At 44.0% G+C, this 23,856-nt stretch carries 22 protein-coding genes; 21 read left to right on the top strand and 1 reads right to left on the bottom strand.

The window, feature by feature from the left end:
- Positions 1 to 63: 63 nt before the first annotated feature.
- Positions 64 to 1,191 (bottom strand): ROK family transcriptional regulator, encoded by a 1,128-nt coding sequence (locus AB5916_RS11070; RefSeq protein WP_368190837.1) that lies wholly within the window; start codon positions 1,189 to 1,191, stop codon positions 64 to 66.
- Positions 1,192 to 1,473: 282 nt separating this feature from the next.
- Here AB5916_RS11070 and AB5916_RS11065 point away from each other — a divergent pair, with 282 nt between their 5' ends.
- From AB5916_RS11065 to trpS, 21 genes are all read left to right on the top strand, one after another.
- The gene (locus AB5916_RS11065; RefSeq protein WP_330382902.1) at positions 1,474 to 2,535 is read left to right on the top strand and encodes an NAD(P)-dependent alcohol dehydrogenase; all 1,062 of its coding nucleotides are present in this window, start codon (positions 1,474 to 1,476) and stop codon (positions 2,533 to 2,535) included.
- A 428-nt stretch (positions 2,536 to 2,963) separates the two neighbouring features.
- A complete protein-coding gene (gene trpE, locus AB5916_RS11060) occupies positions 2,964 to 4,451 on the top strand; it encodes an anthranilate synthase component I (protein ID WP_368190836.1) in 1,488 nt (495 codons plus the stop codon).
- Positions 4,448 to 5,020 (top strand): aminodeoxychorismate/anthranilate synthase component II, encoded by a 573-nt coding sequence (locus AB5916_RS11055; RefSeq protein WP_368190834.1) that lies wholly within the window; start codon positions 4,448 to 4,450, stop codon positions 5,018 to 5,020. The genes trpE and AB5916_RS11055 overlap by 4 nt, the downstream gene beginning before the upstream one ends.
- Before the next feature lie 50 nt (positions 5,021 to 5,070).
- Positions 5,071 to 6,081, top strand: a complete 1,011-nt coding sequence (trpD, locus tag AB5916_RS11050; protein WP_368190832.1) for an anthranilate phosphoribosyltransferase — start codon at positions 5,071 to 5,073, stop codon at positions 6,079 to 6,081.
- A gap of 16 nt (positions 6,082 to 6,097) precedes the next feature.
- Positions 6,098 to 6,898: an indole-3-glycerol phosphate synthase TrpC gene (trpC, locus tag AB5916_RS11045; protein WP_368190831.1), complete on the top strand. Its 801-nt coding sequence runs from the start codon at positions 6,098 to 6,100 to the stop codon at positions 6,896 to 6,898.
- The gene (locus AB5916_RS11040; RefSeq protein WP_368190828.1) at positions 6,886 to 7,491 is read left to right on the top strand and encodes a phosphoribosylanthranilate isomerase; all 606 of its coding nucleotides are present in this window, start codon (positions 6,886 to 6,888) and stop codon (positions 7,489 to 7,491) included. Before trpC ends, AB5916_RS11040 begins: the two co-directional genes overlap by 13 nt.
- A 42-nt stretch (positions 7,492 to 7,533) precedes the next feature.
- Positions 7,534 to 8,718, top strand: coding sequence for a tryptophan synthase subunit beta (trpB, locus tag AB5916_RS11035; protein ID WP_368190827.1), 1,185 nt, complete (start codon positions 7,534 to 7,536; stop codon positions 8,716 to 8,718).
- Positions 8,711 to 9,490 carry a tryptophan synthase subunit alpha gene (gene trpA / locus AB5916_RS11030; RefSeq protein ID WP_173726903.1) on the top strand — a complete coding sequence of 260 codons (780 nt, stop codon included), beginning with the start codon at positions 8,711 to 8,713 and terminating at the stop codon, positions 9,488 to 9,490. Before trpB ends, trpA begins: the two co-directional genes overlap by 8 nt.
- A gap of 106 nt (positions 9,491 to 9,596) precedes the next feature.
- Complete coding sequence (locus AB5916_RS11025; RefSeq protein ID WP_173726902.1) at positions 9,597 to 10,499, top strand: diacylglycerol kinase family protein; 903 nt, start codon at positions 9,597 to 9,599, stop codon at positions 10,497 to 10,499.
- Positions 10,500 to 10,587: 88 nt separating this feature from the next.
- Positions 10,588 to 12,702, top strand: coding sequence for a glutamine synthetase III (locus AB5916_RS11020; protein ID WP_158421334.1), 2,115 nt, complete (start codon positions 10,588 to 10,590; stop codon positions 12,700 to 12,702).
- Positions 12,703 to 12,729: 27 nt separating this feature from the next.
- Complete coding sequence (locus AB5916_RS11015; RefSeq protein WP_368190824.1) at positions 12,730 to 13,647, top strand: AAA family ATPase; 918 nt, start codon at positions 12,730 to 12,732, stop codon at positions 13,645 to 13,647.
- Positions 13,640 to 15,484, top strand: coding sequence for a nitric oxide reductase activation protein (locus AB5916_RS11010; RefSeq protein WP_368190823.1), 1,845 nt, complete (start codon positions 13,640 to 13,642; stop codon positions 15,482 to 15,484). The genes AB5916_RS11015 and AB5916_RS11010 overlap by 8 nt, the downstream gene beginning before the upstream one ends.
- Positions 15,481 to 16,368 carry a YitT family protein gene (locus tag AB5916_RS11005; protein WP_368190821.1) on the top strand — a complete coding sequence of 296 codons (888 nt, stop codon included), beginning with the start codon at positions 15,481 to 15,483 and terminating at the stop codon, positions 16,366 to 16,368. The genes AB5916_RS11010 and AB5916_RS11005 overlap by 4 nt, the downstream gene beginning before the upstream one ends.
- A 109-nt stretch (positions 16,369 to 16,477) precedes the next feature.
- Positions 16,478 to 17,566 (top strand): CdaR family transcriptional regulator, encoded by a 1,089-nt coding sequence (locus tag AB5916_RS11000; protein ID WP_158421374.1) that lies wholly within the window; start codon positions 16,478 to 16,480, stop codon positions 17,564 to 17,566.
- A 199-nt stretch (positions 17,567 to 17,765) separates the two neighbouring features.
- Positions 17,766 to 17,951, top strand: a complete 186-nt coding sequence (locus AB5916_RS10995) for a type II toxin-antitoxin system HicA family toxin (protein WP_368190819.1) — start codon at positions 17,766 to 17,768, stop codon at positions 17,949 to 17,951.
- A 55-nt stretch (positions 17,952 to 18,006) separates the two neighbouring features.
- Positions 18,007 to 18,411, top strand: a complete 405-nt coding sequence (locus AB5916_RS10990; protein WP_368190818.1) for a type II toxin-antitoxin system HicB family antitoxin — start codon at positions 18,007 to 18,009, stop codon at positions 18,409 to 18,411.
- A gap of 174 nt (positions 18,412 to 18,585) precedes the next feature.
- Complete coding sequence (gene ftsE, locus AB5916_RS10985; protein ID WP_158421340.1) at positions 18,586 to 19,269, top strand: cell division ATP-binding protein FtsE; 684 nt, start codon at positions 18,586 to 18,588, stop codon at positions 19,267 to 19,269.
- A complete protein-coding gene (gene ftsX, locus AB5916_RS10980) occupies positions 19,259 to 20,164 on the top strand; it encodes a permease-like cell division protein FtsX (protein WP_158421341.1) in 906 nt (301 codons plus the stop codon). The genes ftsE and ftsX overlap by 11 nt, the downstream gene beginning before the upstream one ends.
- Positions 20,165 to 20,221: 57 nt before the next feature.
- Entirely contained in the window at positions 20,222 to 21,424 is a 1,203-nt protein-coding gene (locus AB5916_RS10975; RefSeq protein ID WP_368190815.1) for a S41 family peptidase, read from the top strand.
- A 122-nt stretch (positions 21,425 to 21,546) separates the two neighbouring features.
- The gene (locus AB5916_RS10970; protein ID WP_368190814.1) at positions 21,547 to 22,641 is read left to right on the top strand and encodes a 3D domain-containing protein; all 1,095 of its coding nucleotides are present in this window, start codon (positions 21,547 to 21,549) and stop codon (positions 22,639 to 22,641) included.
- An 87-nt stretch (positions 22,642 to 22,728) separates the two neighbouring features.
- Positions 22,729 to 23,775 (top strand): tryptophan--tRNA ligase, encoded by a 1,047-nt coding sequence (trpS, locus tag AB5916_RS10965; RefSeq protein WP_368190812.1) that lies wholly within the window; start codon positions 22,729 to 22,731, stop codon positions 23,773 to 23,775.
- The last annotated feature ends 81 nt before the right edge of the window (positions 23,776 to 23,856 follow it).

The following is a 23,856-nucleotide window of genomic DNA, read 5'->3' as shown; positions in this document are numbered from 1 at the left end:
CTACTATACGAGAACTGCAGATCATGTGTATCTGCAGTTTTTTTGCTTTATAGGATACCAGTGTTACATTTCATATGGGAAGTTTTTTACAAACTGGTCAATATAATAAATGGCTGCGCCTACAGCTGATGCTTCTGTACGATAATGGCAGGCATGGATAAAGCTTCCATCATTTTCAAAAGGATTCAGCTTTATGGCTTTTTTGCGGAACAGATCCAGGTAATCAGCCATATAAGCACCTACATTACCACCAAGGATAATATTACAGTCAAAGCACATTCTAAGATTATTTACGGCAATAGCCAGATAGTCCAGGTAGCTGTCGAAAACATTTCTGATTCCCTGATTATTACCTGTTTTCAGGATATCAAAAAATTCTTTTAAATTCCCATCTGTAAAATCTGTAAGGGCGTTTGCTGTACAATAAGCGTCAAGACAGCCATAACTGCCACAGTAACATTTCTTACCATGAGGGATAAGGGCCATGTGACCAAATTCACATCCCCGGTTGTGATCCCCTGTGTATAAAGTCCGTCCATTTATATAAGCACCGCCTACGCTGCTGGAAAGGGAAAGATAGATCAGGGAACTGGTATAATGCCCACGCCAGCTTTCTGCAAGCCCTGCAGAATTGGAGTCATTGAAAAAAAGAAAAGGCTCATGGATATAGCTGGATAAAATACTGTAAATATTAAATGGAAGAGGGATTACGGTAGCGTAATTGATAGTTTTGTGGTCATCCCCTAACAGCACTGGTACAGAGATCCCGGTGCCAAGAAGACAGGAACGGTCAGGAAGATTCTGGGAGATCATATCTTCGTATTCCCTGGCAAGAGTTGAAAAATACTGGTCGCTTGCTTCAAAGGGAATACGCAGACGTCTGGTATCCAGAATGTTCAGGCCAAGATCTACCAGAACAATGGAAAGATGGTTCCTAGTGATGTCAATTCCGGCTGCATATCTTGCTTGAGGAACGTATTCATAAAGGGTTGCCTTTCTTCCACCTGTAGACTGGGATTCTCCTGCACTTTTTACAAACCCTGCATTGCACAGGCTGTTCAGACAGCGGGTAGTGGTGGGAAGACTGATATCTAGAGTCTGGGAAATCTCCTGCCTGGAACAGGATGCTCCATAATATAATAATCGGTAAATATCCCCGGAGGTTTTTGATTTTGCCAGGTATTCGTCCATTGTTTTACTCCTTTTTTAACAACAGATCCTGTGTCCATAGTTATGCAGCCATAGGCAAATCAGATCTTTTGTATTTTCATCATTATACCATTTATAATATTTAAAATCCAGAACTTAAATAAAAACTTTTGTTAAAACAATTATAAAAGAATACGAAAATGCTTAGATATTAAGACGGAATACGAAAATAATCTTATAAACAGAAAAAACTTATATAAAACTATTGACATAAGTGTGAGCAGATACTATACTTTTATTAAAAAGCAAAAGGGGGTTTTACATATGAGTCATGTAAAAATGATGCAGAAAGGTGCTTTTATGAGAGGCACAGACAAGATGATTGTAAAAGAGATTCCAGTACCGGAGATCGGAGATAAAGAAGTTCTTGTATCGCTAGAGTATGTGGGAATCTGTGGATCTGATGTACATTATTACCATAATGGCTGCTGTGGTGCTTACAAGGTAGATCTTTCCCAGGATTACATGCTTGGACATGAATGTGCAGGAACCATTGCAAAAATCGGTAAGGATGTTACCAGCCTGAAAGTAGGAGACAAGGTGGCACTTGAACCGGGTATCACCTGCGGAAAATGTGAATTCTGTAAATCTGGCCATTATAATCTATGTCCGGATGTGGTCTTTCTTGCAACGCCACCAGTACAGGGATGTAATGAAGAATATATGGCATTTCCTGAGGATATGTGCTTTAAGCTTCCTGATAACGTTTCTACAAAGGAAGGCGCATTGATCGAGCCATTATCTGTAGGATTTTATGCGGCAGAGCAGGGGGCAGTAGGTACAGGAGACACTGTAGTGATCCTGGGATCAGGATGTATCGGACTTGTAACACTGCTTGCATGTAAGGCACACGGCGCCGGTAAGATCATCGTTGCAGATCTGGTGCAGGCACGTCTGGATAAGGCTATGGAGCTTGGTGCCACTGCAGTTATAAACAGTGGCAAGGAGGATGCACTGGCAAAGATCCGTGAGCTTACAAATGGCCGTGGTGCTGATGTGGTATTTGAGACTGCTGGTTCACCAGTAACCATAGCACAGACTCCGTTTATTGTAAGAAGAGGTGGCACTATTACGTTGGTAGGTATTTCCGCACAGGAAGAGATCAGCTTTAATTTTGCACAGATCATGGATAAGGAAATTACTATCAAGTCCGTATTCCGTTATAAGAATATTTATCCGAAAGCAATTGCAGCTGTATCCAGCGGTGCTATCAATGTTAAGAGTATTGTTACTCATGAGTTTGATCTGGAGCACATTCAGGATGCTTATGATGAAGCTGTACATAACAAGACAGATCTTGTGAAAGCCGTTGTAAAAATTAAATGAAAAATGAAACAAAATGCTTGACAATGAAAAAAAAACATGGTAATTTATAAAAAACAATTTAACAAGATAAACCGTTGAAGCGGAGATAAAAACAGCTCAGCGCGCACAGAGAGTCCGGGAAGGTGAGAGCCGGGTGGAATGCAGGCTGTTAAATGGACCGCAGAGGGCACAGGGAAAGGCATTTATTAATGACTAAGTATTCTGTGACGTGAAGGCATACGTCAGTTGCCAGGAATATGATAGTATTCCTCAAAGTGTACGGTCCGTCCGTAAATCAAGGTGGCACCGCGGGTGAATGATACTCGTCCTTGACAGAAGCAGATTCTGTCAAGGGCGTTTTTTATTTATATAAATATCTGAAAACATACCTTCAGACAGAGCTGTCAGATGATATTCACATAATCAAAAACTGATCAGGAGGTGTTCCTATGTATCCATCATTAGAAACTGTAAAACAACTGGCATCACAGGGAGACTACAAAAGGATTCCGGTATGCAGGGAATTATTTTCCGATAAGTATACACCTGTGGAAGTGATGCGCATGTTGAAAAAAGCAAGCCATCACTGCTATCTGTTGGAAAGTGCAAGCCAAAGTGAAGCATGGGGCAGATATTCATTTCTTGGATATGACCCGGTGATGGAAATTACCTGCTGTGAGGGTGAAATGAAGATCCGGCATACCGGAGAAAACGGAAATCAGGAAGAGAAGATCTGTCATGTAACTCATCCTGGAGAAACCCTGCGGCAGGTACTGGATCAGTACAAAAGTCCTAAAGTAGAAGGCCTTCCTACATTTACCGGCGGCCTGGTTGGATATTTTTCTTATGACTATATCCGATACAGTGAACCGAAACTGAAGCTGGGATCTAAAGGACAGCAGGATTTCAGGGATATGGACCTGATGCTTTTTGACCAGGTGATCGCCTTTGACCATTACAGACAAAAGCTGCTTCTTATCACAGGGGTAAAAACAGAAAATATAGATATTTCTTATCAGGAAGCCAAAAAGAAGCTGCAGGACATGGCAGATCTGATCAAAAAGGAAGATAAAATGGAATTTCCTCCTATTCATTTGCTGTCAGAAATCCAGCCTGAACTTCCGGAAAAAGAATATTGTCAGATCGTAGAAAGAGCAAAGCAGTATATTAAAGAAGGAGATATTTTCCAGGTGGTGCTGTCCAATCCTATGAGGGCAAAGGCAGAAGGAAGCCTGTTTGATACTTATCGCGTGCTGCGGGCAACCAATCCATCTCCTTATATGTTCTATTTTTCCAGTGACGACATTGAGATCGCAGGTGCATCTCCGGAAACTCTGGTGAAGCTGGATCAGGGCAAGCTTAGTACTTTCCCGTTAGCCGGAACCAGGCCAAGAGGGAAGGACAGGGAAGAAGATCTGGCATTGGAGGCAGAACTTCTGAAAGATGAAAAGGAACTGGCTGAGCATAATATGCTGGTGGATCTGGGAAGAAACGATATCGGAAAGATTAGTAAGATCGGAACTGTACAGGTGGAAAAATACTTGGATGTAGAGCGGTATTCCTGTGTGATGCATCTGGGGTCTACTGTGATCGGGCAGATCCGGGATGACAAAGATGCAGTGAATGCAGTGGATGCCATTCTTCCAGCAGGAACTCTTTCCGGCGCACCTAAATTTCGCGCCTGTCAGATCATTGATGAACTGGAAAAAAGTAAACGTGGTATTTATGGGGGTGCCATCGGATATATGGACTTTACAGGAAATCTGGATGTATGTATTGCCATCCGTCTTGTGTATAAAAAGAATGGCGAGATCTGTATCCGATCCGGTGCAGGAATCGTGGCAGACAGTGTACCTGAAAAGGAATTTATGGAATGTAAAAATAAGGCAAAAGCGGTGGTTCGTGCACTTGCCCAGGCAGAGGAGGGAATCCAATGATCCTGTTGATCGATAATTATGACAGCTTTTCTTATAATTTATACCAGCTGATCGGCTCTGCAAACAGTGATATTAAGGTGATCAGAAATGATGAATACACAGTAGATGAAATCATGAAAATGAAGCCTGAGGCCATTGTTCTTTCCCCGGGGCCCGGAAGACCGGAGGATGCAGGAGTATGTGTGGAGGTGATCCGTACTTGTGGAAGAAAAATCCCGATCCTGGGTGTTTGTCTGGGGCATCAGGCTATTTGTCAGGCCTTTGGAGGAACTGTAACCTATGCAAAAGAATTGATGCATGGGAAACAAAAAGAGATTATCCAGACCTGTGAGAACCGTTTGTTCGCAGGACTTCCTGAAGTATTTAAGGCAGCCAGATACCACTCCCTGGCAGCAAAAGAAGAAACCCTTCCAGAAGAATTAAGGGTTACTGCCAAGTCTGAAGATGGGGAAGTAATGGCTGTGGAGCATACAAAATACCCTGTGTTTGGGGTGCAGTTTCATCCGGAATCTGTGATGACACCGGATGGGAAAAAGATGATTGAAAACTTTTTGGACCGCATCAGATAAAAACAAGATTTTCTGGACAGCATCAGACAAAAAAATGAGGAGGATGAACCATGATCAAAGAAGCGATTATCAAATTATCAAAAAAAGAGGATCTTACTTATAAGGAAGCAGAAACGGTAATGAATGAGATCATGAGCGGAGAGGCAACACCTGTACAGATGTCAGCATATCTTACAGCCCTGTCTCTGAAAGGAGAGACCATTGACGAGATCACTGCATCGGCAGCAGGCATGCGTGCTCATTGCGTAAAGCTTCTCCATGATATGGATGTACTGGAGATCGTAGGAACTGGCGGAGACGGTGCCAACTCCTTTAATATTTCCACTACCTCAGCCCTGGTGATCGCAGCAGGCGGTGTGCCAGTGGCAAAACACGGAAACCGGGCAGCTTCTTCCAAATCCGGTGCAGCGGATGTACTGGAAGCATTAGGGGTAAAGATCACAGTTTCACCGGAAGAAAGTGCAAGGATCCTGAAAAAGATCAATATCTGCTTCCTGTTTGCACAGAATTATCATTTTGCAATGAAGTATGTGGCACCGATCCGAAAGGAATTGGGAATCCGCACAGTATTTAATATTCTTGGCCCTTTAAGCAATCCTGCAGGTGCAAATATGGAACTGATGGGCGTTTATGATGAAACATTGGTTGAACCTTTGGCACAGGTTATGGCTAAGCTGGGTGTTGTAAAAGGTATGGTGGTATACGGACAGGATAAGCTGGACGAGATTTCCATGAGTGCGCCTACAACTGTCTGCGAGATCCGTGATGGATGGTTCCAGTCTTATCAGATCCAGCCGGAGCAGTTCGGGTATAACAGCTGTGCGAAAGAAGAACTGGCAGGGGGGACTCCTGAGGAAAATGCACAGATCACCAGAGATATTCTGGAGGGCAGGGAAAAAGGACCCAAGCGTCAGGCAGTATGCTTAAATGCAGGTGCATCCCTGTATATTACCGGAAAGGCCAAAACCATAGAAGAAGGTGTAAGGATGGCCGAAAGCCTGATCGACAGCGGCGCTGCTGTAAAGAAGCTGGAAGAATTTATATACGAAACTAACCATTGAAAAGAGATTGGGAATTATGAATATTTTAGAGGAAATCGGTGAAAAAACAAAGGAGCGGATCCGGGAAGAAAAAAAACAGTGTTCTCTGGAAGAGATGCGTAATAGGGCAGAGCATACAACAGAAAATAAAGAAAAACCTGGCTTTTTACAGGCACTTAAAGTACAGGGAATGTCTTATATCTGTGAAGTGAAAAAAGCTTCTCCATCTAAAGGGCTGATCGCCCCGGAGTTTCCCTGGCTTGATATTGCAAAGGAATATGAGGCAGCAGGGGCAAGTGCTGTTTCCTGCCTTACAGAGCCTTTCTATTTTATGGGACAAAACGGTTACCTTGAAAAAATCGCAGAAGAAATAAACATACCGGTACTTCGCAAGGATTTTACAGTGGATGAATATATGATCTATCAGGCAAAGGCACTGGGAGCCAGTGCAGTGCTTTTGATCTGTTCTCTTCTTGATGATGTTAAGCTGCGTAACTTTTATCAGCTGACAAAGGAGCTTCATATGGATGCTTTGGTGGAAGCTCACGATGAAAAAGAAGTTCTGCGTGCTTTGGATTGCGGGGCTAAGATCATTGGAGTAAATAACAGGGATCTGAAAACCTTTCAGGTGGATACAGGGAACAGTATCCGGCTTCGGAAAATCGCACCTGTTGATGCTGTTTTTGTATCAGAAAGCGGGATCCGTACCTCCGAAGATATTCACAGGCTTCGGGAAAATGATATTCAGGCTGTATTGATCGGCGAAACGCTGATGCGCAGCCCGGATAAAAGAAAGGCACTGGAAGACTTAAACGGAGGCCCCTTATGCCAAAAGTAAAGATTTGTGGTTTAAGAACTATGGAAGATATACAGGCAGTAAACAGCTGCAAGCCTGATTTTGCCGGATTCATTGTTGAATACCCTAAAAGCAGAAGATCGATTACTTCTGATGAGTTAAAGAAGCTGATTCGTCAGCTGGATCCTTCTATCTGTGCAGTTGGAGTGTTTGTAAATGCACCATTTGTGCTGGTGGCTGACCTTTTAGATCAGAAGGTGATCCAGATGGCACAGCTTCACGGGCAGGAAGAGGAAGCCTATATCCGGCAGCTGCAGGATGAAACAGGAAAAAAGGTGATCAAAGCTTTTTCTGTAAAAACAGAAGAAGATATTGCCAAGGCAAAAGCAAGCAGCGCAGATTATATCCTTCTGGATCAGGGCGGCGGAGGCACTGGGAAAACCTTTGACTGGATGCTGGCAGGGGGGATTTCCAGACCTTATTTTCTTGCAGGAGGACTTGGAGTGGATAACCTGGAAAAAGCTGTGCATTACTTAAGCCCCTGGGCTGTGGATCTTAGCAGCAGTGTGGAAACAAATGGAAAAAAAGATCCTGAAAAGATCAGACAGGCAGTAGAATTGGTGAGAAAGCTATAAAATGGCAAAAACATTTGAAATACAAGCAGGAGGATAAGAAATATGTCTAAAGGCAGATTTGGAATACATGGAGGCCAGTACATTCCGGAAACACTGATGAATGCAGTACTGGAGCTGGAAGAGGCCTATGAGCATTACAAGAATGACCCGGAATTTAACAGGGAATTAACAGAGCTTTTTAATGAATATGCAGGCCGTCCATCCAGACTTTATTATGCAGCACATATGACAGAAGATCTGGGTGGTGCAAAGGTTTATCTGAAAAGAGAGGATCTGAACCATACAGGAGCCCACAAGATCAACAATGTGCTGGGGCAGGTGCTTCTTGCAAAGAAAATGGGAAAAACCCGTGTGATCGCAGAAACAGGTGCAGGGCAGCATGGGGTGGCCACAGCTACTGCAGCCGCCTTGATGGGGATGGAATGTGAAGTCTTCATGGGGGAGGAAGATACCAAAAGACAGGCATTAAATGTATACAAAATGAAGCTTCTGGGAGCAAAGGTACATCCTGTAACTTCCGGTACAGCAACCTTAAAGGATGCAGTTTCTGAAACCATGAGAGAGTGGACGAACCGGATCGCAGATACCCATTATGTACTTGGCTCTGTAATGGGACCCCATCCTTTCCCTACCATTGTACGTGATTTCCAGGCTGTGATCTCCAAAGAAATTAAGGAGCAGATGCTGGAAAAGGAAGGAAAGCTTCCGGATGCTGTTCTTGCCTGCGTAGGCGGCGGCTCCAATGCAATCGGTACCTTTTACCATTTTATTGAAGATAAGGAAGTACAGCTGATCGGCTGCGAGGCAGCAGGCCGGGGCATCCATACTGCAGAGACTGCAGCTACCATTGCAACAGGAAAACTGGGGATCTTCCATGGAATGAAGTCATATTTCTGCCAGGATGAATATGGACAGATCGCTCCGGTGTATTCCATTTCCGCTGGACTGGATTATCCGGGGATCGGACCTGAGCATGCCCACCTGTATGATACAGGAAGAGCACAGTATGTATCTGTAACAGATGATGAAGCAGTGGATGCTTTTGAATATCTTTCCAGGATCGAGGGCATCATCCCCGCCATTGAAAGTGCCCATGCAGTGGCCTATGCAAGAAAGATCGTACCGGACATGAGAAAAGACCAGTGTGTAGTGATCACGATTTCAGGACGTGGAGATAAGGATTGTGCAGCAATTGCCAGATACAGAGGGGAGGATATCCATGAATAAGAATATAGCAGCAGCATTTGGTAAAGGAAAAGCATTTATTCCCTTTGTTACCTGTGGGGATCCATCCCTTGATGTAACAGAGCAGATCGTATATGCAATGGAAGAGGCAGGGGCAGATTTGATCGAGCTTGGGATCCCATTTTCCGATCCAACAGCAGAAGGGCCTGTGATCCAGGCTGCCAATGTAAGAGCATTAGGCGGAGGCGTAACAACAGACAAGGTTTTTGATATGGTGGTTCGGATCCGTAAGAAAACCAGGATCCCTATGGTGTTTATGACTTATGCAAATGTGGTTTTTTCCTATGGAACTGAAAGATTTATCAAAAAAGCGTCTGAAGTCGGAATGGACGGACTGATCCTTCCGGATGTACCATTTGAAGAAAAGGAAGAATTTGACAGCGTGTGCAAAGCATATGGAATAGATTTGATCTCCCTGATCGCACCTACTTCCCACGAAAGGATCGCAATGATCGCAAAAGAGGCGGAAGGTTTTGTATATTGTGTGTCTTCTCTTGGAGTAACCGGTACTAGAAGCCAGATTACCACAGATATCGGGGCAATGGTGCATCTGGTAAAAGCAGAAAAACAGATTCCCTGTGCGGTAGGCTTTGGAATCAGTACACCGCAGCAGGCAGCTAAAATGGCAGAACAGTCCGACGGGGCGATCGTAGGTTCTGCTATCGTCAAGCTGTGTGCCAGGTATGGAAAGGATTGTGTGCCTTACGTAAAGGAGTATGTGAAATCTATGAAGGATGCTGTACGTAACGTATAGCAGATCCGACAAAGCAAAAAAGAGGGCAAAAAGATTGACTTTTTTCCCTCTTTTTTTTATATTATAACATGAATATGTAGAAAATATGTAAAAAGAGGGCCTGAACTTGGAGAAGAAACTTTTTTTTGTATTTAATCCAAAAGCCGGAAAAGGCAAGATCAAAACCGCTTTAATGGATATTGTGGATATTTTTAACAAGGGTGGTTATGAAGTGGTCATCCGTGCCACACAATATCCCAAAGATGCATATGAAATGACCAGGAAGTATGCAGACAAGGTGGATCTTGTGGTATGCAGCGGCGGCGATGGCACACTGGATGAGGTGGTTGCAGGACTGGTTGAGACAGGAAGCAAGGTTCCGGTAGGATATATTCCGGCAGGAAGCACCAATGATTTTGCAGGAAGCCTGTTTATTCCCAAAAATATGGTAGCTGCAGCAGAGATGATCATGGAAGAGAATGTGTACCGCTGTGATATCGGAAAGTTTAATAAACAGACATTTACTTATATTGCCGCATTTGGACTTTTTACGGATGTGGCCTATGAGACTGACCAGGATCTGAAGAATATTCTGGGACATCTGGCATATCTGCTGGAGGGGGTCAAACGTCTGTTTGATATTCAGTCTTACCATATGAAAGTAACAACAGAGGATGAAATCTTTGAAGATGATTTTATGTATGGGATGATCACCAATTCCAGATCCGTTGGAGGATTTAAGAATCTGACCGGCAAAAATGTGGATATGAATGACGGCCTGTTTGAGGTGACCTTGATCACCACGCCTAAGAATCCGATGGATATGCAGGAGATCATTGCAGGACTGATGTCTGGTAAGGATAATTCAGACCTGATCTATACCTTTAAGACAAGCAGGATCCGGATTCAGTCAGATGAGGCTGTGGCATGGACGCTGGACGGGGAATACGGCGGAGATCACAAGGAGGTTGAGATCCGGAATCTGCACAGAGCATTGAACCTATATCTGACAGGTTCCAAGAATTCTTGAGGATCTGAGAAAAGAGTACTGAACAGTTACGGACAACTGTGAAATACCCATAGACAGAAATGTGTGATTAGTGGAGAGGAGATTATTAATGGAAGATTTTGTGAAAGTGACGGATATTTTTGGATGTGATGTATTTAATGATTCCGTTATGCAGGAGAGACTGCCCAAAAAGGTATATAAGGAATTGAAAAAGACCATAGAAGAAGGCAAAGAACTGTCTATGGAAGTGGCTGATGTGGTAGCACATGAGATGAAGGAGTGGGCTATCGAGAAAGGGGCAACCCATTACAGCCACTGGTTCCAGCCACTGACAGGTGTAACCGCAGAGAAGCATGATGCATTTATTACAGCACCTATGGAGAATGGTAAGGTGCTGATGAGCTTTTCCGGTAAAGAACTGATCAAAGGAGAACCAGATGCCTCTTCTTTTCCGTCCGGAGGTCTTAGAGCTACATTTGAAGCAAGAGGCTACACTACATGGGACTGTACCTCACCGGCTTTTGTACGCCATGATGCAGCAGGCGGTACCTTATGTATCCCTACCGCTTTCTGCTCCTATACAGGAGAGGCACTTGACCAGAAGACTCCTCTTCTTCGTTCCATGGAGGCAGTGAATACACAGGCACTGCGTCTGATCCGTCTTTTCGGTAATCATACATCTAAGAAGGTGACTCCCTCTGTAGGTGCAGAGCAGGAGTATTTTCTGATCGATAAAGAAAAGTTTAAACAGAGAAAGGATCTTGTTTATACAGGCAGGACTTTATTTGGCGCCATGCCTCCGAAAGGCCAGGAGATGGATGACCATTATCTGGGAACCATCCGCCAGAGAGTATCTGCCTATATGAAAGAAGTAAATGAAGAATGCTGGAAGCTGGGCGTTTCTGCTAAGACACAGCATAATGAAGTTGCTCCTGCACAGCATGAGCTTGCACCTATTTATGCGCCTGTAAATATTGCGGCAGATCATAATCAGATCATGATGCGTATCCTGAAGAAAGTGGCAAGCCGTCAGGGGATGCGCTGTCTTCTCCATGAGAAACCATTTGCAGGCGTGAATGGTTCCGGAAAGCATAATAACTGGTCTTTGACTACCGATGACGGGATCAATCTGCTGGATCCAGGCAAAACTCCTCATGAGAATGTTCAGTTCCTTCTTGTACTTACCTGTATTCTGAAAGCAGTTGATGAGCATGCAGATCTTCTTCGGGAGTCAGCAGCAGATGTGGGGAATGACCAGAGACTTGGCGGCCATGAGGCTCCGCCGGCAGTGATTTCTGTTTTCCTTGGAGAACAGCTTGAGGATGTGCTGGATCAGCTGATCAGTACAGGAACTGCTACCCACAGTAAGAGCGGGGAAAAGATGAATACCGGTGTAAGTACACTTCCGGACTTCATGAAGGATGCAACAGACAGGAACCGTACTTCACCTTTTGCATTTACAGGTAATAAGTTTGAGTTTCGTATGGTTGGTTCCAGAGATTCGATTTCCTCCTGCAATGTTGTATTGAATACTATTGCAGCTGAGGCTTTTAAAGAGGCATGTGATAGACTGGAATCTGCAGAAGATTTAGAACTTGCAGTGCATGATTTGATCAAAGAATACGCAACTGATCACCAGAGGATCGTATTTAGCGGCAATGGCTATGCACCGGAATGGGAAGCAGAAGCAAAACGAAGAGGCCTTCCTATCCTTCCGTCCATGGTAGATGCCATTCCTGCACTGACTACGGAGAAATCCATAAAGCTGTTTGAGAATTTCCGGGTATTTACCAGAACAGAGCTGGAATCCCGTGCAGAGATCCAGTATGAGATTTATGCTAAAGCGATTAATATCGAGGCCAAGACCATGATCGATATTGTTACCAAACAGATCATCCCGGCAGTGATCAGGTATACGACGGTGCTTGCTGATTCCATTAATTCTGTAAAGGCAGCAGGGATCACAGACGTAAGCGTACAGGCAGATCTTCTGAAAAAGACCAGCAAGCTTTTAAAAACAACCAACAGTGCCATGAATAAGTTAGGCAAGCTGGTTTCCCAGGTAGAGTCTTACCCGGAAGGACGGGAACGGGCTGTTTTCTTCAGGGAAAAGATCGTACCTGCGATGGACGAATTACGGAAGCCGGTTGATGAATTGGAAATGATCGTAGATAAAGAGATGTGGCCAATGCCTTCTTACGGAGACCTTATTTTTGAAGTCTGATCCGGGAACAAAAGGTTGGATACTTATATGAATGAATTTGATTTTTTAAGAGAACAGGCTGTTTCCGAAGACCTGATCAAAGAGATTTTGGAATTCAGAAAAGAATACACGGTTGCTGCAGATGCTGTTGGGCGTGTGCAGCAGCCTGCAATCCATTTCTATGGAAAAGAAACCTTGGAAATGGCCATGGCTGCCCTTCTCCAGGGGGAAAATCTTCTTCTCACAGGGCCTAAGGCCACTGGTAAAAATATACTGGCAGAGAATCTTGCCTATATTTTCGGCAGACCGATCTACAATGTATCTTTTCATGTGAATACCAACAGTGGAGATCTGATCGGTACAGATACTTTTGAGGACAATCAGGTAAAACTTCGGAAGGGCAGTATTTACCGGTGTGCCCAGCATGGGGGCTTTGGTATCCTGGATGAGATCAATATGGCGAAAAATGATGCTGTTTCCGTGCTGCATGCTACTCTGGATTACCGAAGATCCATTGATGTGCCAGGGTACGATAAGATTGATCTTCATCCGGCAGCCAGATTTATTGGAACCATGAATTACGGATATGCAGGTACCAGAGAATTAAATGAAGCCCTGGTTTCCAGATTTATGGTGATTGATATGTCTCCCCAGAATGAGGAAACCCTGGGATTTATTTTCAGGGAAATGTTCCCGGATGCAAAGAAGGCAGCTGTAGACCAGTTTATCGGTCTTTTTCTTGATCTTCAGCTGAAAACTGCCAACAGTGAGATTTCTACCAAGTCACTGGATTTGCGAGGCCTTTTGGGAGCAGTGAAGATCATAAAAACCGGACTTTCTCCATGGCAGGCTGTGCAGATGGGAATCGTAAATAAAACATTTGACATTTTTGAAAAAGAGATCGTAGAGGATGTTGTAAATACCAGGATCCCCAGGGACTGGACAAAGGAAGATGTTTATGAATAAGCATCCGTCAAGGATTGAACATACAAATGAGATCTCAGGCTTTTCTGAAGGGGAGGGTTCTGAGATCCAGCTGGAAATGGAGAACCGTATCCGGAATCTTTTATGGACAGTCAGTGGTGACTATGCCCAGGAAATGAAGCCGGATATTTCTTTATACAGGCGTTCCAGACCGCTGGCCCTTTATGATGGGATCAAGCAGGGAGCACTTGCAAAATTTTATGATAAAAAATATCTGGGGCTTTATCTGCTGAAGAAGCTGTATTTTGGGGCAGATGAACAGCTTCTTACGAAAATGGCACAGCTTTGTATAGAGGAAGCCATTGGAGACAGAATCTGCCTGGAACGTCCAGGTATTCGAAATATGCAAAGAGAGGCTATCCTGGATATCCTTGATCAGGAGTATCTGGTGATCCCGGGTACTGGAAATATCCCGGAAATGCTCAGGCTTATGGTTCTGAGAAAAAGGCTGGACAGGCTGGAGCACAAAAAAGAAGCACCAGTGCTTTCCTCCATGAAAAAGTACATGGATCTGGTGAAGGAAGCAGGCAATTCCCAAGATACAGAAGCATTGGCATTTGCTATTGACCGGTTATACAATAAGGCATGTGAGCCTGACTTTGAAAAAGAAAAGGGCAGTTTTGAACAGGTGATGGCTGTCACAATGGAGGAACTGTCAGAGTTTGACTGGAAAGACCTTCTTGATGAAGAACTTTATGAGGAAAGCCTGGAAGACTATGCACAGCAGCTGGCTGATCAGATAGCCGGAATGGAGGATTCCCAGGTTACCGAGGAAATGGAAGAGCAAAGACAGACCAGGCATAAGATCAAAATCCTTCCTCCTGAAGCATTGGAAAAGGCCCACAGGTATGTGGAACTTAATTTTGGGGAAACTTATCTGAAAGAAAATGAAGAAAAGAAAATAAACCAGTTGATGTGCAAAGGGATCCACGGAGACTGCAGTCTGTATTTTACAGAAGGGATCCTGAAAAATCCGGTTATGCGGAATTATCAGTACGAATATGCAGTACGCCTGAAAAACAAAAATGTGTGGCTGTATCATGATAAACACAGAGTTGTAAAGAGGAATGTTGCCCAGCTTACAGAAATGCTGCGTAAATCCTTGATTTTGCGAAGTGAAAACCAGGAGATCCTGTCTGACAGGGGGCAGATCCTGCCTGCCAGATTATGGAGGATCGGCAGAAGCAGGGATGCACTTCTTTTCAAAAAAGAGCAGCAGGGGGATCAAACGGATTTTGTTGTAGATGTACTGATCGATGCCAGTGGTTCCCAGATGAATCGGCAGGGCCATGTGGCATTACAGGCATATATGATCAGTAAAGCACTGGGAAATGTGAAGATTCCTCACCGTGTGATGAGCTATTGTACATTCTGGGACTATACGATTTTACACAGGCTGCGGGAGTATGATGACCCTGACAGTGCAAGTGAAAATATATTCAATTATGTAACATCTTCCAACAACAGTGATGGATTGGCCATTAAAGCAGCCGGTTATGGGCTTTTGGGCCGTAGGGAAGAAAAAAAGATTATGATCATTTTAAGCGATGGACGACCTTATGATGTAATTGTAAACCGTCCAAATGCAAAGAATCCTAAGCCGTATATGGGACAATATGCAGTGAATGATACTGCCGGGGAAGTCCGCAGGCTGAGAAACGCAGGGGTGAGCGTACTGGGAGTATTTGCAGGTGAGGAAAAAGATCTGGCTACAGAAAAGAAAATCTTCGGTAAGGATTTTGCATATATCCGGGATATTACTGATTTTTCCAGAATTGTAGGCCGCTATCTCACAAAACAATTGGAATTGGAGGAATGAAGATGAGTCCTTGGGGGAAAAAACTCAAATATATGGATTATCTGCTGATCATTGTAGGTACCTGCCTGATGGCAGTTGCTGTAATATCTGCGTTTGATAAGGCAGGAATGGTTACAGGTGGTTTTTCAGGAGTAGCTATCATTGTCAAAGAGTGGACAGAAAGCCTTGTTCCTGGCGGAATTCCCTTATGGATCACTAACATGGCATTAAACATTCCGCTGTTCTTTTTAGGAATGAGGATCGGAGGCTTTCAGTTTGTAAAAAAAGCACTGGTAGGAGAGTTGTGTCTTTCTTTCTGGTTGGCGATGCTGCCAGGCTGTATTCCTGACTTTAACCTGGCGGGAAATGATCTTCTGCTTGCTGCGGTATATGGTGGTGTGATTCAGGGAGTAGGCATTGGACTTGTTTTCCTTGGACAGGGGACTACCGGCGGAACAGATATGATGGCTGCCCTGATCCAGCGGAAGCTTAAGCATTATTCTATTGCCCAGATCATGCAGTTTATTGATGGCCTGGTAGTTGTGGTGGGCATGTATGTTTTTGGCGTATACAAGGCTCTTTATGCTATTATTGCAGTTTATCTTGTTACAAAAGTGACGGATGGCATGATCGAAGGTTTGAAATTTTCAAAGGGAGCTTATATTATCACAGAGAAAGCGGATCAGGTTTCCCATATGATCATCAATGAAATGGATCGCGGTGTTACCGGCCTGAAAGGAGTAGGAATGTATTCCGGACAGGACAAGCTGATGCTGTTTTGCGTAGTCAATAAAAAGGAAATCGTTACATTAAAAGAAAAAGTGGATATGATAGACCCAGATGCTTTTGTGATCGTATGTGATGTACGGGAAGTGCATGGGGAAGGTTTTATAGAGAAAAAGTGAGAAGTTTTGAATAAAAATTTGTAAATTTTTTCTGATTTCCTCTTTCTTTTTTGGTTATTTTGTATTAAAATAACTTAAAACACTTTTACATGAGAAGGGATTGAATAGAATGATATCAAGCCAGGTATTACAGAATACCCTCGAGGGACTTAAAGAGATATCCAGGACACAGTTTTGTGTGATGGATACAGATGGCAAGACACTTGCATCCACATGTACTGATTTCGAGATCCAGGCAGGGGATGTTCAGGCATTTGTTGATTCGCCGGCAGAGAGTCAGCTTGTGAGAGGTTATCAGTATTTCAAAGTGAATGATGACTATCAGCTGGAGTATATCCTTGTAGCTCATGGAGAGGACGAGGATACGTATATGGTCGGGAAGCTGGCAGCATTTCAGCTTCAGAGTCTGATCGTAGCTTATAAGGAGCGTTTTGACAAAGACAGTTTTATCAAGAATCTTCTTCTTGATAATCTTCTTCTTGTAGATATTTACAATCGTGCCAAGAAGCTTCACATCGATGCTGATGTGCGCCGTGTGGTTATGCTGATCGAACTTCCACAGGAGAGAGAGCATAGTTCTGTAGAGAGCATTAAGAGTATTTTTGGTGGTAAGAGCAAAGATTTTATCACGGCCGTAGATGAGAAGAGTGTGATCATTGTAAAGGAACTGGAAGAGGGCGAAGGCTATGAGACTATGGATAAGCTGGCCCAGACGATCCTGGACACACTTGGACTTTCCAGAGAAGACGGAGTACATGTTGCATACGGTACCATTGTGAAGGAGCTTAAGGAAGTGTCACGATCCTACAAGGAAGCACGTATGGCTTTGGATGTAGGTAAGATTTTCTTCCCGGAGAAGGATGTTATCGCATACAGCTCTCTGGGTATCGGACGTCTGATCTATCAGCTCCCGATTCCGCTGTGCAAGATGTTCATTAAGGAGATCTTTGGCGGTAAGTCACCAGATGATTTTGATGAAGAGACACTGACTACCATTGATAAATTCTTTGAGAACAGCCTGAATGTGTCAGAAACATCCAGACAGCTTTATATCCACAGGAATACTCTTGTATACCGACTGGATAAGCTGCAGAAGAGTACAGGACTGGATCTTCGTGTATTTGAAGATGCCATTACCTTTAAGATTGCTCTTATGGTTGTAAGATATATGAAATACATGGAAACGCTGGAGTACTAATGCCGGCATTTATGTGGCTTTCAGTAATTTTCAGAAGGAAATACCACTTGTCTACCGTTTTTTCAGCGGTAGACAATTTTTTTATGGCACTTTGATGTCTTCCTTATGTACTTCTTAAAAAAATACGTGTAAATATGTGTGAATCATATTGACATACGTGTAAATACGTGCTATAATATAACTATGGAAGGAGAAAAAGATGAAAACATCAGAGCTAATCAAATTGTTAAAGAAGAACCACTGCCACTTGGCAGAGCATGGTAAAGAACATGACAAGTGGTATAGTGAGATAACAGGCAAAACATTCATGATCCCACGACATGGCGGAAAAGAAATACCAACTGGCACAGCAAACAGAATATTAAGGGATGCGGGGATTAAATAAGACCTGGCATAGCAAAATATAAAAGAATAGCACAGGAAAGATTGGGAGGTGCAACATGGCAAAATATGCATATCCGGCTGTATTTACACCGGAGGAGAACGGACGATTTTCAGTGAACTTTCCGGATTTGGAAAGCTGCTATACATGTGGCGATGATATGAAAGATGCATTGATTATGGCAGAGGATGCATTGGCATTTACTTTATATGATTATGAGAGAGAAGGAAAGGCAATTCCTGAACCGTCAGTACAAGACGATATCACATTGGAAGGAAAGGAATTTATTAATTACGTTGCATGTGATACACTTGAATATCGCAAGCTCCATAACAACAGGGCTGTGAAGAAAACTCTTACGATTCCAGAGTGGCTGAATGAATCAGCAACAAGTATGGGGTTGAATTTTTCTCAGGTATTACAGGATGCACTGATGGAAAAAGTAGGAGCCGGCCGAAAATAATAAGAAGAAGGCACTCGGAAAACCGGGTGCTTTTTTATGTAGAAGCTGTGAAATGCCTTGCTTTTGGAAAAGGGTGCATGTATAATAAATTACCGGAAAATAGCAGTTGCAATTTAATAAAAGATATATTACAATAATGTTACATAAAAGTTACGCATAACAAAGGAGACCATTATGATCGATTTAATGGATGTAACCAAGTCTTATGGGCAGGGTCTTCCGGCTGTGAATCATGCCAACCTGCATGTTGATAAAGGGGAATTTGTATTTGTGGTAGGGAGCAGCGGCTCCGGGAAGTCCACACTGATCAAACTTTTACTGAAGGAACTGGATTCTACTTCAGGTGAGATCATTGTAAGCGGAGAACGTCTGGAAGGGATGAAGCACCGCAGAGTAGCCAAATACCGCAGGAAGCTGGGAGTTGTGTTCCAGGATTTCCGTCTTTTAAAGGACAGGGATGTTTATGAGAATGTTGCTTTTGCACAGCGTGTGATCAACCGTCCTACCAGAGTGATCCGTAAAAGAGTGCCAGAGGTTTTGCAGGAGGTAGGGCTTGCAGGGAAATATAAGGCATTTCCAGACGAACTGTCCGGCGGAGAGCAGCAGAGAGTGGCGCTTGCAAGAGCGATCGTAAACCGTCCGGATATTCTCCTGGCAGATGAGCCAACCGGTAATCTTGACCCTAAGACCTCTGAGGAGATCATGAAGCTTCTGGAAGAGATCAATGAGAGAGGCACAACCGTACTGGTAGTTACCCACAACAAAGAAATCGTCAATGCCATGAAGAAAAGGGTAGTTACCATGCATAATGGCGTGATCATCAGTGACGAGAAAGAGGGAGAATATCATGAGGCCTAGTACGATCTGGTATACCCTGAAGCAGGGTGTAAAAAATATTAAAAGAAATATGATGTTTTCCATTGCATCAGTTCTTACCATGTCCGCCTGTATACTATTGTTTGGCGTTTTTTATTCTATTGTGAATAATGTGAATAATATTGCACATAAGGTGGAAGAGGAGGTTCCTATCACAGTATTTTTTGATGAAGGGACTACGGATGAGCAGATCCAGCAGATCGGTGCGTTGATCCAGGAACGTCCTGAAGTAGCACAGATCCAGTATGAGTCTGCAGATGATGCCTGGGAAAAGATGAAGAAAGAATATTTTGGAGATACAGATGTAGCTGACGGATTTAAGGATGACAATCCGCTGGTGAATTCCTCCAACTACCAGGTATATCTGAAGGACATTTCCAAACAGGCAGTGATCGTAGCGTATATCCAGACTTTGGATCACGTAAGAGAGGTTAGTCAGTCTGAGCAGGCAGCCAAGACGCTTGGTTCCATTAACAAGCTGGTATCCGGTATTTCCATTGTGATCATTGTGATCCTTCTTCTGATCTCTGTATTTTTGATCAGCAATACAGTGTCCGTAGGTATAACTGTGCGTAAGGATGAGATCGGGATCATGAAATATATCGGAGCCACAGATGCTTTTGTACGTGCACCGTTCCTTCTGGAAGGTATGGTGCTTGGAGTGATAGGAGCGGCTATTCCCCTTGTGATCCTGTATTTTGCTTATAATAGTGCAGTTACTTATGTACTGACCAGGTTTAATGTACTTATGGGCGTGGTTGAGTTCATACCAGTAGGCAGGATCTACATGACACTTCTGCCTATCGGTCTGGCACTGGGGATCGGGATCGGTCTTTTGGGAAGCTTCTGGACAACCAGAAAGCATTTGAAAGTATAAGGTATTAGAATGTGGGATTGATGCAGATGCGTCAATCCCTCTTTTGCAGGAGGAATGATGGCAGATAATAATTTCTGGAAAGGTGCAGCCTTTGGTACAGCTTTTACAGTTGCAGTGGCAGCAGGAGGATATGCAGGATACAAATATGCACAGGTACCAGCAGATGGGACAGTGCTTTCTGATAGTGCCAGGGTCCAGAAGCTGGAGTACCTGGAAGAACTGATCGATACTTATTATCTTGAGGATAAGGATGAAGACGAACTGGCAGAAGGGCTGTATGCAGGATTGATCTATGGCCTTGGGGATCCTTATTCCAGATACTATACAGCAAAGGAATATCAGGAGGAAAATACCAGTTCTCAGGGGTCCTATGTAGGGATCGGCGTTGTGATGCAGGAGAATAAAGAAGGAGGCGTGCAGATCGTTCAGTGCTATGAGGGAGGACCAGGCGAAGCAGCAGGTCTTAAGGAAGGGGATGTGGTCAGTGCTGTTGACGGACAGGATATTACAGAAAGCTCTGTTTCTGAAGTGGCGTCCATGATCCGGGACAGTGATGCCGAGAATGTTATCCTTACGGTGCATAGAGAAAATGCAGATGAGCCTCTTACCATTACAGTCCCTATTACAGATGTGGAACTGCCATCTGTTTTTCATGAGATGCTGGATTCTAAGATCGGATATATCCGGATCACAGAATTTAAAGGGGTTACTGAGGAACAATATACAACCGCATTTAAGGATCTGAAGGATCAGGGTATGGAGAAGATGATCGTAGATCTTCGGGATAATCCAGGGGGACTGCTGGATTCTGTCTGTGATATCTTAAGGCAGATCCTTCCGGAAGGCCTGATCGTTTATACTGAGGATAAAAACGGAAACAGGGAAGAAGAAACCTGTGACGGGAAAAATGCCCTTGATATCCCCCTGGCAGTGCTGGTTAATGAAAACAGCGCCAGTGCGTCCGAGATTTTTGCAGGGGCAGTTAAGGATTACGGGATCGGAACAATTGTGGGCACTACTACCTATGGAAAGGGGATCGTACAGTCCATACGTACTCTTTCGGATGGAAGTGCAGTGAAGCTTACAGTTTCCAAATATTATACTCCAAAAGGCAATAATATCCATAAGACAGGAATCACCCCGGATGTAGAAGAGAAGCTGGATTCCAATCTTTTGAACAAAAGTGATTACAGCCATGAAGAGGATAATCAGCTTCAGAGGGCCATTCAGGTTCTGGAAAATGATGGAGAAAGCAGCTGATTTTATAAAAATTCTGTGAACATGGGTCAGAAAATTGAATGAGACACTGTTCTGTGCTATGATAAGGCAGAGTAGGGACAGAAGACAAGCTTATGGGTTTCTTGACAGAGAGGAGACTGACCATGAAAAGAAAAATATTTCTGGCTGGCTTATGTACAGCTCTTTTAACACCCATCCCTGTTTCAGCTCAGGTACTGGATTATGATGGGATTGTTGATAAATACAAACAGGAAGATAAAGCACTGCAGCGCTTTTTATTGGATGACGGGGCAGGAGGCACTGTGACAGCACTGGCGGATGCAGAGGATTTATATATTACATCCAAGAGTGCCCAGATACATTCCAAGCCAGGAGAGACAGGAGATGTGCTTGATACGGCTGTCTTTGGCACAGAGCTGGAACGGGTTGCAGTATGTGATAATGGCTGGAGCAAGGTAGAATACACATCCGATACAGGAGAACAGATCAGTGGCTTTGTTTCAGATATACAGCTTGGCCAGGGTACAGCACTGGAAGAGGTGAATGACACGGTTACTGTTGCCAGGGACTGTGATGTTCTTGATTTTCCGGGAAGAAAAGACGGCGAAGTGACAGGTGAAGTCCTGGAAGAGGATCAGATTACCAGAACCGGCATTGTAGATAGGATCTGGAGCCGGATCATTTTTGAAAATGAGGAAGGCACATCCAGTACAGGATATATACCTACCAATGTGCTGGAAGGTTATGAGGATGAAAGCCTTACGGCAAAAGCAGATACTTCTACTTCGAACGGAGACATCCAGGCAGGAAGCATCCACAAAAGTGCAGGAGAAGGTGTTTTTGCTGAGGCTGTTGACGGTGTGACATCTGTCAATGGCAGCGGTGCCGCCGCAGATGGCGTACAGGTAGGCACCCCTATTTCCGTATCAGCAGATGCATCCCTGAAGTCTCTTGGCACTTTTCGTATCACACATTATTGTCCATGCAGTATCTGCTGTGGTCCATGGTCCAATGGGATCACATCTACCGGTGTTACTGCAGTGACCAACCGTACCATTGCTGTGGATCCTACCCAGATCCCATATGGCTCCAAGGTTGTGATCGACGGACAGGTATATGTGGCAGAAGACTGCGGTGGTGCGATCAAGGAGAATTGCATTGATATTTATGTAGGAAGCCATGCAGAAGGGGAAAGCAAGGGTGTGTACTACACAGAAGTATACCTGATACAGGAATAAAATAAGGCTGAGGACAAAGATTTTCGGCTATGGTACTTGCAGATGATTAGTGAGAAACGACAGATAAGAGGATTGGAGGCAGGACAAATGGGAAAGATCATTTTAACGGGAGACAGACCTACAGGCAGACTTCATGTAGGACATTATGTAGGCTCACTTAGAGGGAGAGTTGCCCTTCAGAATTCAGGAGATTATGATAAAGTATATATTATGATTGCAGATGCGCAGGCGTTGACAGACAATGCAGAGCATCCGGAAAAGGTACGGCAGAATATTATCCAGGTAGCACTTGATTATCTGGCATGCGGGCTTGATCCGGAGAAATCCACCATCTTTATACAGTCTACCATTCCGGAGCTGGCAGAGCTTACCTTTTATTATATGAATCTTGTAACTGTATCCAGACTGCAGCGGAATCCTACCGTAAAAGCAGAGATCAAAATGCGTGATTTTGAGACAAGCATTCCGGCAGGTTTTCTGGCATATCCGGTAAGTCAGACTGCAGATATTACGGCATTTCATGCTACTGCAGTTCCGGTAGGCGAGGATCAGCTTCCAATGCTGGAGCAGTGTAAGGAGATCGTGCATAAGTTTAACACTGTATACGGAGAGACCCTGACAGAGCCGGAGATCATCCTTCCGGATAATGCAGCATGCCTCAGACTTCCGGGTATTGACGGAAAGGCTAAGATGAGTAAATCTCTTGGGAACTGTATTTATCTTTCAGATGAGCCGGAAGAGATCAAGAAGAAGATCATGTCTATGTTTACTGATCCGAATCACCTTCGGGTGCAGGATCCGGGTAAGGTTGAGGGAAATCCAGTATTTATCTATCTGGATGCATTCTGCAGACCGGAGCATTTCCAGAAATTTTTGCCAGAATACAGCTGTTTGGATGAGTTGAAAGCTCATTATCAGAGAGGCGGGCTTGGAGATGTAAAGGTGAAGAAATTCCTGAACAATGTAGTACAGGCTGAACTGGCACCGATCAGAGAGCGCAGAAAGGCCTGGGAGCAGAGGATACCGGAGGTATATGAGATCCTGAAAAAGGGCAGCGAGGAAGCGAGAAAAGCAGCTGCCAAAACTATGCAGGATGTCCGCCATGCAATGCAGATTGATTATTTTGCGGAGTGACATACTCCCACCACTTAAATCTCTAATTTTGAAGTGGGGGCTTCTTGCTCAATGGCTCTACTGAGCCAAGTATCTACAAGC

It is taken from the genome of Blautia sp. 1033sp1_1033st1_G9_1033SCRN_220408, assembly GCF_040929965.1.
Classification (GTDB): domain Bacteria; phylum Bacillota; class Clostridia; order Lachnospirales; family Lachnospiraceae; genus Blautia_A; species Blautia_A ammoniilytica.
This window is presented reverse-complemented; position numbering and strand designations above follow the sequence as displayed.